Origin of the sequence: Bacillus sp. GMa5/1 (assembly GCF_050172015.1) — a bacterium.
GTDB classification, from domain to species: Bacteria; Bacillota; Bacilli; order Bacillales; family Bacillaceae_G; genus Bacillus_A; species Bacillus_A cereus.
On sequence record NZ_JBNLYC010000023.1, the window covers coordinates 39,224 to 48,904 of the forward strand.

Here is a 9,681-nt window from a genome sequence, read left to right on the forward strand (position 1 = left end):
TGAACATATGGGGATTGTAAAGGATTGGCTGCATAAACAAAGTTTGAAGCATCAACTTATAGAGGTATTTGGAAAAGCGGGTTTATATGTGGACCATCAAACGAGAGGTGGGAAAGTACCAATCTATCCGAAGATACATGCCATTTCCTCATCAAAAGAAAATATTCGATATGTATTTACCATTCCAAACGGTCTGGATCCAAAGACAATTGAAAAGAAATGGTTTTGCTTTCAACAAATATTAGGACGGAATGTAGCAATTGAGGGTGATATCAAAAAGTTTGTCCTCAATGTGTTTCATTCGGATGCCGGATTACAACCATACAATTACAGTTATAAGAAATGGCAGCCGTTACTAAAACAGCATCGTCTACCTGTTGTGGTAGGTCGTGACCAATTTGGAAACACGATTACGTATGACATGGTTGATTCGAATACACCTCATTTACTCATAGCTGGAGAAACAGGGAGCGGTAAAAGTAGCATGGTACGTGGTGTTCTATCTACACTCATTCAATACATGTCCCCAGATAAATTACACTTGTACCTGGGAGATTTAAAGAATTCAGAGTTTCATTTCTTGAGAAGAGTCAAACACGTAAAAGAGGTTTGCATGGAAGAAATCGAAATGAAGATAATGCTGCAGAAAGTGTGGAAGGAAATACGCGAACGTAGAAAATTAATGGAAGAGTATGAAGTAGACCATATTGATGAATACAACAAAATGAATCCTGATAATCAGAAACCGTATATCTTACTTGCTATAGATGAAGTAGCTATGTTGCAAGATGAAAAGGAATGTATGTCTACAGTTGAAAAGATATCAGCAGTCGGCAGGGCGCTAGGAGTCTTCCTCATGCTTTCCATGCAACGCCCAGATGCAAAAGTATTAGATGGTAAGTTAAAACTCAACATGACGGTAAGAATGGGTTTTAAATGTGATAGTACGATTAACAGTAATATCATGGGTACACCTGGTTCAGAACACTTGGAACAGTCAGGCCAAATGATTTTAAAATTGAATGGATTAAAGAAAGTGCAAGCTCCTTATTTAGAATTAAGCAAAGCGAAACAAAGTGTTGAACCTTATCGCATTCCTAAAGAGGATATGAAGCTTCAGAATCCTCCACAAGAAGATATTAAACTGTTTGGGGTGTTAGATTATGAAGAGTAGAGACAAAGCGATATTGGGTGATTTGAAACGTTTCAGATGTATGTCTAGGGATGATATTATCGATTTGCATTTTCAAGGAGTTAAAAACGCGGTTACTTGCTGTAACACGGTGATGAAACGATTAAGGAGAGACGGTCATGTGGATGCCAATATCACACAGCAGCCATTTATATATTTTCCTCAACCTAGTACACTCCGTAAAACTAGCCAAAAGATTCCCCACTTCCTTGGAATTGTAGATGTATATAAACAGCTTATCCATTATGAAAAACCGAAACTATTTAAAGTTGAACCGAAATACGGAAAAGAATTCATGGAACCTGATGCATTTACAATATGGCGCCGATCTCCATTCTTCATTGAAGTCCAGAAGTCAGTTTACAGTAAAAAGATTATGCAAGATAAGGTAAACAGATATGAGTTATATTTCCACAGCCAGGAATGGCATAACGAATCGTGGCAACCGAAAGGAACTAAATACTTCCCGTCAATCCTTATTATTACTGATAAACAGTATGATATTAATTCTCCTAACTTACGAATCTTTCAAGCGTCTTCAATTAGCAATTTCATGGATAGTCTTGCTGTAAAAGCATAATAAGGAGAGTTTTATTAGTGGGAATTGTATCCGTTATAGCGTTATGCGGTGGTTTGTTCATTATGTTTGGTAGTCAGGAACGAGGATTCTCGTTAATAAGTCGTGCAGGGATTGGGTATATTGTAGTTCAAATGATTCCGTTGTTTAGGAGGCTGCTAGTAGAGATTGCTAAAGCTATTTAGTTTTAAAATTATAGATATTGCAAGGATATTTTTAATGTGAAGGCAATTCCATTGTTGATTCTAAATATAAAGTTGAATAAGATTTCTTATTTAGCCTCAAAATAATATTGGTATTTGAAACACTAAAAGGAGATGGTTAATATGAGTAAGTCTGATTGGGTTAGTACGAATCCAGCCGGGGAAGATCGTGGGCCAATATTTGTACCTCAAGGGAAAGTTATATCTAGGATTGAAGTAAGAGAACAAGCGGGCTATGGAATTATTGATCTACGTCTTTCTTATCGCGATTTTAATTCAGGTGATGCTGGTGAAACAGGATGGTTGACTAATAATGAAAATGTGAATTGGGTAAGACAAGATGATGTTTCTGAGCAAGAAATAGTAATTGGAATTAGGACTAAAGAACAAGCAGGTCATGGTCTAATTGACTTACAACTTGTGTACAAAAATACCAGAGATGGTATGAAGAATTATGGAAATTGGTTAACAGGTAACAAAGAACAGGCAATTGAAAATGAAGTTACAATATCTGAGGGGTATGTAACTGGAATTGAAGGGAAAGAGCAAGCTGGTTTTGGTATTGTGAATTTAAGAGTAATAAATAATGAGTAGAACCTCCTGTATTTATAGGAGGTTTTTTGCAGGAATTCCCTTCCCATCATGGAATACTGTCACTAGGAGGTGTTGTGACGTTATGACGGACGAAATTGTCTATTCCGCTAGTGAAGTATACAAACGACTAGAAATTTCCGATAGCACCCTTAGAAAGTACATGGAAGTATTGTCACGTGAGGGATTCGCAGTAAAGAAGGATAACCGTGGCAGACGCCAGTACACAGACAATGACATTATGGTGATTGAGAAATTAATTGAACTGAGTAAGCATGACGGTATGACGCTAGAGAAGGCGGCGAAGATGATTGCGCAGCAAATAGAGAAAGTTAATCCTGATCTGATTCAAGAAGAGGCTGAGGAAACGGATTTAGTGCCATTCCATATTAAACAGCAACTACAGGAACAGTACAGCGTTATGGCGCAAGAAATGAATCAGAATATGTTAGCGATGGAGAAACGATTAAGTGAGCAGGCTAAGCAAAGTAATGAAGAAATTAAAGCAAGCGTAGAAGCACATAATGAACGAGTGGAAAAACGATTGGAAGCGCGTGATGAGACTTTGATGAAGACATTACGAGAAATGCAGGAAACGAAGAGAGTGATGCAAGAATTTCGAAATGAGGTTGCTGCAGCGAAAGAGAGGAAGCCGTGGTGGAAGTTCTGGTGAAAACAAGGCGGTTCCCTTGTGAGAGTAAGGTTCCTCTTTGTCTTCGCTACGGATAATGATGCGCTTTGTTAAAACCAATTTAAATAAAACATTTGGAGGAATGGACTTATGTCTAATGAAGTTTTGCCTTTCACAGTAAGACTAGCTACTCCAGAAGATTTTTGGAATATATCAAATATAAACAAGCAAGTTCAACAGTTACATATAGAGGGAAGACCAGATATTTACTCTGATACTTCAGCTTCTTTGGATCACAATGCATACGAAGAGTGGCTTAATGATAAAAACATAGAGATATTTGTAGTAGAGGACAATAATAAAGAGATTCTTGCTTATTTAATCTTAGATATTAAAGAACCAGCCGAAAATCCAAAGTTAGTTGAGCGAAAAGTAATCTTTATCCGCAATATTGGTGTAAGTGAAATATGTCAAGGAACAGGAATAGGAAAAATATTAGTACAAAAAGTATTTGAGTATGCTAAAGAAATACAAGCAACAAGTGTAGAATTAAATGTTTTAGAATTTAACAAGAAGGCTATACGATTCTACGAAAAACTTGGATTTAAAACACAGAGTCGGCAAATGGAATTTGTGTTACCTGATGCTTAAAACTATTTCCTCTATCGATAATTATGTAAATGTGCTAGTGGGGAAACCATTGGAAGTACGGGATGAGATTGCTGCATCGAAAGAGAAGAAAAAGCCGTGGTGGAGGTTCTAGTAAAGGATTTAGAATAAACTACGCAAAAGTAGAAAAGTATACATTTCTACTTTTCTACTTTGTTGGAAGATGTATTTATTATTATATTTTTAACATAAATGGGTATAGTCAGCATTTCGAAAAAACAACGCTAAGCAAAAAATAAGCTGTCCATATAGGCAGCTTATTTACATAATTATCGTTATTGGAAGTTGTTTTTTGTTTTATTTTGGCATGTAATTATAAATAAAAACCCAGTCTAAAACGGTAATACAATGTTTTGACTGGGTTTTATATCAGTGATGATTATAAGTTTAAAAAGCTATTCTATCTACCAATGAAACCACCATCAGATCGAATGAGTTGTCCTGTAATCCAGCCAGATTCTTCACTTGCTAAAAATTTAATGATCTTTGCTGCATCTTCTGGCATTCCAATACGTCCCGTAGGGAAAAGTGGAAGCAAAAGCTTTTTAATAGGATCATTCATCCACCCTGAATCAGTTGGACCGGGATTTACACAATTGACAGTTATACCAATAGGTGCTAAGGCAACTGCAAGTGGTTCAGTTATAGATATAAGCAATCCCTTTGTAGCTATATAAGCAAGATTATTAGGATCTGGTCCTCCTGAAACGAGATTTATAATCCGGCCATTCTTACCCTCAGGAAATCTTTTCTCAAATCTTCGAGCAAACTCTAGGCTAAGCATAATGGTTCCCCGATTATTTATTTTATAATGTTTATCTAAAATATCAGCATTTAATGAATGAAAGTTTGATGGTGACTCATATGTTGCATTATTTATTAATATACTTGGAGTTCCAAACTTATTTTCAACTATATCAAGAAGTTTAGAAGGGGATTTCTCGTCTTCTAAATCTATTTGCATATGACCTACGCGAACCCCTAATTTTTCAAGCTTTCCCCTTAAAATCTTGGGCCAATATTCTTCTGCACCTTTACCTTCTACCTTATCAAAAGGTGTCCAATGTGTAAAAAATATATCTGCTCCTGCATCCGCAAGTGAAAGACAAATTGCTGTTCCAATTCCTGTTGAACGGCTAACACCTGTTACAACAGCTATTTTTCTATATAAGGGTTTCATACTTTATTCCTCCAATTTGGAGAGACACAACAGCATATGTGAATAGAGATGATATTAAATTAACCAAAAGGGCTTTATCAACTTTTATACCTTGTATCCCTATAATATTGTAAAAAAGACACACTTATCCCGTATTCAAAAATGGGATTTTTTCGTATCTAATTAGTCGATTATTATAGGTTAGTTGCCATAAAGTATAAATTCCCCTTTCGCTCATCTCTTAGTTTAAGTTTACCATTAAATTCTTAAATGACAATAAATTATTATAGTCATGCATTATGTATATCCTATACACGTCAGGTTAACATAACTCATCATTATCGGTAGCAAGGAAAAAGGCGGACCCTTACTCTCACAGGGAATCCGCCTTTTTTTGTTCTATGGATCTATACATTTTCTTATACATTCCTATTCTAGCGCGCTTTTAGGGTTATTGTTTGTTACTGGATTACTCGAAAAATTGTATAAATTTATGTATACTCTTAGCGTTGTTTTTTTCTGAAATACTGAAGGTACCTCATAAAAAAGAAGTATCCCTAATTAGATTCAGGGATACTTCTTTTTATATTCCAGTCAATAATTTGAATTTCATTTTCTGCTCTGCAGTTAATTCTTTTTCTACATAATTATCTATAAGTAGATTGATTATTTCATGAGCGAATTTCTTGTTGGTAATTTTCATAAGTGCTTCAAGTTCTACTTTCGATTCATTAGAAACCTTAATACTTCCTTGTTGGTTTTTAAACTTCTTTTTCTCGGGCGCCTGTAAATTCTTGTCTGTGTTTAAATCTAAGTTGTTGGTAATAGGCGTAACTGTTACTACAAATGAATTATTTTTATTTTCCACAGGTACCACTCCTATTTAAACTTTTCACGTGTTATTTCTTTTCCAGCATTTCATAAAGGTGCTTGTACATCCCTTTATAACCTTCAGATTGTCTCGTTGTTAGTTTAGTATTTACATAACTTTCAAGAAGCATATCAATAATACTATTAATCGATGCTTTATCCATGCTTTCTTGTTCTTTTATAAATGGTTTAAGTGTATTTAGCTTTAATAAAACAGCTGGTGAAATTTTAGCCGTTTTAGATGGAACTAAACGTTGATCAGGCTTCTCAGGAGCTGCTACTTTTCCTTTATTGATAATAGGCTTAATAACTTGTTTTTTAACAGGCTCACTATTACGGCCAAAATCGTTAGTTCCTTTTATCTGTACACCTTTGTCATTTAAAGTGTTTCCAGGTTTTGTGACTATAGGCTGAAATGGCGCTTTAGACATTATGAACTTCCTCCTTAAGCGTTAATAGTAGCAAAATAATTTTCATGTTCATTAAGTTCACTAAGAACATCGATGAATAGTTGGTGAGCTTTTTCATCCCACATATCAATATTACCGCTAACGTTTACGTTTTTATGAATACCTTCAATATCGTATACTTTTAGGCGCTCTTGATATCTGACGATTGTATTTAGAACGTTTCCACCATACATTTCTTGGGCTTGTTGTAATACTTTATTATCCACTCGTTTTCCTTGATGTAACATCATTGGGATAATGCCTAAAACTTGTAGGTCTGCATCATATGTTTCTGCTAAGAACTGCATATAAGCGATGTATGTTTGAGCACCTTCTAAAGATAACTCTTGTGTTTGTAGAACGATGATACAATAATCAGCTGCTATCATAGCGTTATCTGAGTAGTCACTGATTGTTGGTGGTACGTCAATGTAGATACGATCATATTTATCTTTTAATGGTTCTAGTAACTTCTTTAAATATGTAATTTGTGCAAGTTCATCCTCTGGGAACATATCAAAGAGGATTTTTGAAAGTTTTCTAAATGAAGTATTAGATGGAACGATATCCAAATTCTCGATAACTGGGATAATCTCATTCTCTAAATTTTGATTTAAAAATGCATCTGTAATAGACTTGTCTATTTGTTCAATGTCACCTGTTTTAGCAAGGACTCTTGTAGCATTCCCCTGAGGATCCATATCCACTAATAGACATTTCTCATTAAATACAGTAGCTGCTTCATAAGCCAACATTGTAGCTGTTTTAGTTTTTCCAACTCCGCCTTTAAAGTTACCGATTACGTATGTAGTTGCTTGTCTAGTCATTTTCGACATTCCTCCATAAAACTCCGAATAAGTATACCTTTGAGTAAAATGTAACATCTATATACAATATTCGCAACAGTATACCGAAGAAAAGTTTATGTTTTTCTAACAAATTTATCGAAAGAGTAGAAAAGTATACTAAAGCGTAAGATTTTTTAGTATACTTTTCTACTTTTCTACTTATACGTAGTTTATAGAGTAGGTGATTTCAAAGGTGTAAAAGTATACATTTCTACTTATGCGTAGTTTAGAGGTGTTATATATATATACCGTTAATAAAGGGTTAATCGCAATTTTAAAGCAGGAATAAATTATAAATATGAGGCTTTAAGTATACATTTCTACTTATGCGTAAGTTAGAAACAGTATACCAAATTTAAAAGTATGGTAGAAAAGTATACTTTTACACTTTTTCGTAGGTATATTTTTCTACTTGTGCGTAGTTTTAAGTTGTCATTTCGCTGTTTACAAACAAAAAAGCTTGTTGTAACGTAGTACACAACAAGCAACATTCTACAAAACAAAACATAATTTGATATTTTACATATACGAAGATCGATAGAACAATTGAATATGAACACAAAACAAAAAGCCACTCCCATATGCTAATGGCTACCAACCTTTAGCGGGAATGACTTGCTCTAGCAAGTGTACCACCACTTGACTAGAAATTAGCTGTATTCAACCACAGTGTTAACGTTTAAGAAGTGTACCACCACTAACCTTAAACAACTATGCCTTTTCACGAGGCTTCTTTGATATACCCATTTTATCTATTGTTTGACTAAAATTCAACTAGTAAATGCTAGAATTGTATTTTTTGTAGTCAAAAGATATATAGCGGGCATCTCTAAACCTAGAAGTCTTGTGGATCTACAGGCCATTTAGGAACTTGGGATGCCTTTTTGTTTTTGTTCGCGTGGAATTGCCTGATACCACGTAAATAAAAACTGATAAGCCGTAATTCCGTGCTTCTATATAGAGGGAACGTGTTACGTGCGTGGCTAGCTGTTGGTCGTGCAGGGGGTACAGAGTATGCGCCTACAAAAACAGCACCTCTCATTGGAATCCTGTTCTTCTGATGAGGGTGGGCGAGAACGTGCCCAGGGACGAATCCCTAAAAGGTTCGGGTGGTTATCGTTAGCATTACGGTGCTAGGGAATACATTCAGTTTGTCGTGTAGGGACGATATTACAAGGACAAGCCATAGAAAAAGGATGTATGCGGTGAAAATCGCTGAGTGAACAGGGTCTATACATACGGATACCTTATAAGTGACCGCATGGCGAAAACAAGACGCTTATCCATCTATTTTGATCGATTACTTTTTTGTGATCTTTCAAAGTAGGGGATAAATCTGCCTTCCAGCCGTATTCCATAATCGTTCCCACATGATAAAAACCCTCAAGACCTTCAGTCAAGCTTAATTACGAAGAAAAGCAGAAAAATATGAGAGTGTTTAACTTATGGGGGAATGAATCACTAAGATAGAGGAATAAATAGAGGATTTACTACTTTTTTGGTTAGAGGATAAGGGGACGGATGGTAGAATAAGTTTTATTGCAAGATTTGGTTTTACACATCGGATATAGTACGTGAAATTTATAAGGTTAATTTCTTGTTTATAGAAATTAAGTATTATTTTACAATTGATTAGAAGGATAAAATTTAAGGGGAATATTTTATGACTAATAATCTTATAGAGAAGAATTGGATAGATGATTTTATTAAAACAGATGTATTTTCAGAGGCTTTAGGTATGGTATGGCGTAATGGTTATGAATCAGGAGGTTATTTTCAATTCACTCATAAGTCACAAGTGATAGTAAAAAAGTTTGCTGATTTCTTTGGGAAAGAAACAAGATCAAGATATTGTGAAGATAAAGGGTATGTGGAATGGAATATGTCTATGAATAGTGACCATCCATTTATTACAAAGGTAAAAGAATTTGGTTGGACACCGATACGAGGAAAATCTAGGTTATTTCCTAAAGGTGAGTTTAATAAAAAAATATTCATTAAAAAATATGTTTTATTGAGGCATGAACTTGGCACGATAAAAGTTAAACGATCTGAAAATAAAATTTATGTTAGACCACGCTTTCGTATTCATGGGTCTGAAGATATCTTGGAGCATTTAAATAATTTTATGTTTGAAGAATTAGGTATTAAGAAGAAAAAATTACAAACTGACGGGAAAATACCAAAAGCAAAAATTTTATATTTTCAATCATACAAAGATATAGAGAGTATTTTGAAATATATTGGAGCTTCAGAGACATTAGAAACGTTGTATTCGTTCGATTTAGGATTTCATGATGCTGAAGAATTTAAGAAGACCGACCTAGGGAAATAAGCAGGTTTTTAGGAGGGGTATTACTATCTCATTGGACAAAAATTTAACATTTTATGATTATAAGAATAGTTTTCAACTTTTAATCTAATGTAAAATTAGTGAGAGGTTTATTTTATATCAAAATGTTAATTAAAAAAGAGTTAGAAGTGATTATTTG

General features: G+C 34.6%; 11 protein-coding genes. 7 read left to right on the forward strand and 4 right to left on the reverse strand.

The window, feature by feature from the left end; genetic code table 11:
* Positions 1–7 precede the first annotated feature (7 nt).
* From ACQGSG_RS08675 to ACQGSG_RS08700, 6 genes are all read left to right on the forward strand, one after another.
* On the forward strand, positions 8–1,174 hold the full coding sequence (locus tag ACQGSG_RS08675; protein WP_325842347.1) for an FtsK/SpoIIIE domain-containing protein: 1,167 nt from the start codon (positions 8–10) through the stop codon (positions 1,172–1,174).
* Complete coding sequence (locus ACQGSG_RS08680; protein WP_325842348.1) at positions 1,164–1,772, forward strand: replication-relaxation family protein; 609 nt, start codon at positions 1,164–1,166, stop codon at positions 1,770–1,772. Before ACQGSG_RS08675 ends, ACQGSG_RS08680 begins: the two co-directional genes overlap by 11 nt.
* A 17-nt stretch (positions 1,773–1,789) precedes the next feature.
* Complete coding sequence (locus ACQGSG_RS08685; protein ID WP_325842358.1) at positions 1,790–1,954, forward strand: hypothetical protein; 165 nt, start codon at positions 1,790–1,792, stop codon at positions 1,952–1,954.
* 141 nt (positions 1,955–2,095) lie between these two features.
* Complete coding sequence (locus ACQGSG_RS08690) at positions 2,096–2,566, forward strand: hypothetical protein (protein ID WP_325842349.1); 471 nt, start codon at positions 2,096–2,098, stop codon at positions 2,564–2,566.
* 82 nt (positions 2,567–2,648) lie between these two features.
* On the forward strand, positions 2,649–3,236 hold the full coding sequence (locus ACQGSG_RS08695; protein WP_325842350.1) for a DUF3967 domain-containing protein: 588 nt from the start codon (positions 2,649–2,651) through the stop codon (positions 3,234–3,236).
* A 108-nt stretch (positions 3,237–3,344) separates the two neighbouring features.
* Positions 3,345–3,845, forward strand: a complete 501-nt coding sequence (locus ACQGSG_RS08700) for a GNAT family N-acetyltransferase (protein ID WP_098877380.1) — start codon at positions 3,345–3,347, stop codon at positions 3,843–3,845.
* Positions 3,846–4,263: 418 nt separating this feature from the next.
* On the opposite strand, the gene ACQGSG_RS08705 is transcribed toward ACQGSG_RS08700, so the two are convergent.
* The 4 genes from ACQGSG_RS08705 to ACQGSG_RS08720 form a co-directional block, all read right to left on the reverse strand.
* Positions 4,264–5,043, reverse strand: a complete 780-nt coding sequence (locus ACQGSG_RS08705; protein ID WP_086390276.1) for an SDR family oxidoreductase — start codon at positions 5,041–5,043, stop codon at positions 4,264–4,266.
* A gap of 562 nt (positions 5,044–5,605) precedes the next feature.
* Entirely contained in the window at positions 5,606–5,890 is a 285-nt protein-coding gene (locus ACQGSG_RS08710) for a hypothetical protein (RefSeq protein WP_025967154.1), read from the reverse strand.
* Positions 5,891–5,921: 31 nt separating this feature from the next.
* A complete protein-coding gene (locus ACQGSG_RS08715; RefSeq protein WP_000030443.1) occupies positions 5,922–6,323 on the reverse strand; it encodes a hypothetical protein in 402 nt (133 codons plus the stop codon).
* A gap of 14 nt (positions 6,324–6,337) precedes the next feature.
* The gene (locus ACQGSG_RS08720) at positions 6,338–7,168 is read right to left on the reverse strand and encodes a ParA family protein (RefSeq protein ID WP_000198084.1); all 831 of its coding nucleotides are present in this window, start codon (positions 7,166–7,168) and stop codon (positions 6,338–6,340) included.
* Between the two features lie 1,684 nt (positions 7,169–8,852).
* Between ACQGSG_RS08720 and ACQGSG_RS08725 the strand changes: the two genes are divergently transcribed.
* Positions 8,853–9,524 carry a hypothetical protein gene (locus ACQGSG_RS08725; protein WP_426947227.1) on the forward strand — a complete coding sequence of 224 codons (672 nt, stop codon included), beginning with the start codon at positions 8,853–8,855 and terminating at the stop codon, positions 9,522–9,524.
* The last annotated feature ends 157 nt before the right edge of the window (positions 9,525–9,681 follow it).

Coding starts and splice junctions, on each gene's coding strand:
- ACQGSG_RS08680 (WP_325842348.1), top strand. CDS start 1,164: ATGAAGAGTAGAGACAAAGCGATATTGGGTGATTTGAAACGTTTCAGA.
- ACQGSG_RS08705 (WP_086390276.1), bottom strand. CDS start 5,043: ATGAAACCCTTATATAGAAAAATAGCTGTTGTAACAGGTGTTAGCCGT.
- ACQGSG_RS08725 (WP_426947227.1), top strand. CDS start 8,853: ATGACTAATAATCTTATAGAGAAGAATTGGATAGATGATTTTATTAAA.
- ACQGSG_RS08690 (WP_325842349.1), top strand. CDS start 2,096: ATGAGTAAGTCTGATTGGGTTAGTACGAATCCAGCCGGGGAAGATCGT.
- ACQGSG_RS08675 (WP_325842347.1), top strand. CDS start 8: ATGGGGATTGTAAAGGATTGGCTGCATAAACAAAGTTTGAAGCATCAA.
- ACQGSG_RS08700 (WP_098877380.1), top strand. CDS start 3,345: ATGTCTAATGAAGTTTTGCCTTTCACAGTAAGACTAGCTACTCCAGAA.
- ACQGSG_RS08720 (WP_000198084.1), bottom strand. CDS start 7,168: ATGACTAGACAAGCAACTACATACGTAATCGGTAACTTTAAAGGCGGA.
- ACQGSG_RS08695 (WP_325842350.1), top strand. CDS start 2,649: ATGACGGACGAAATTGTCTATTCCGCTAGTGAAGTATACAAACGACTA.
- ACQGSG_RS08715 (WP_000030443.1), bottom strand. CDS start 6,323: ATGTCTAAAGCGCCATTTCAGCCTATAGTCACAAAACCTGGAAACACT.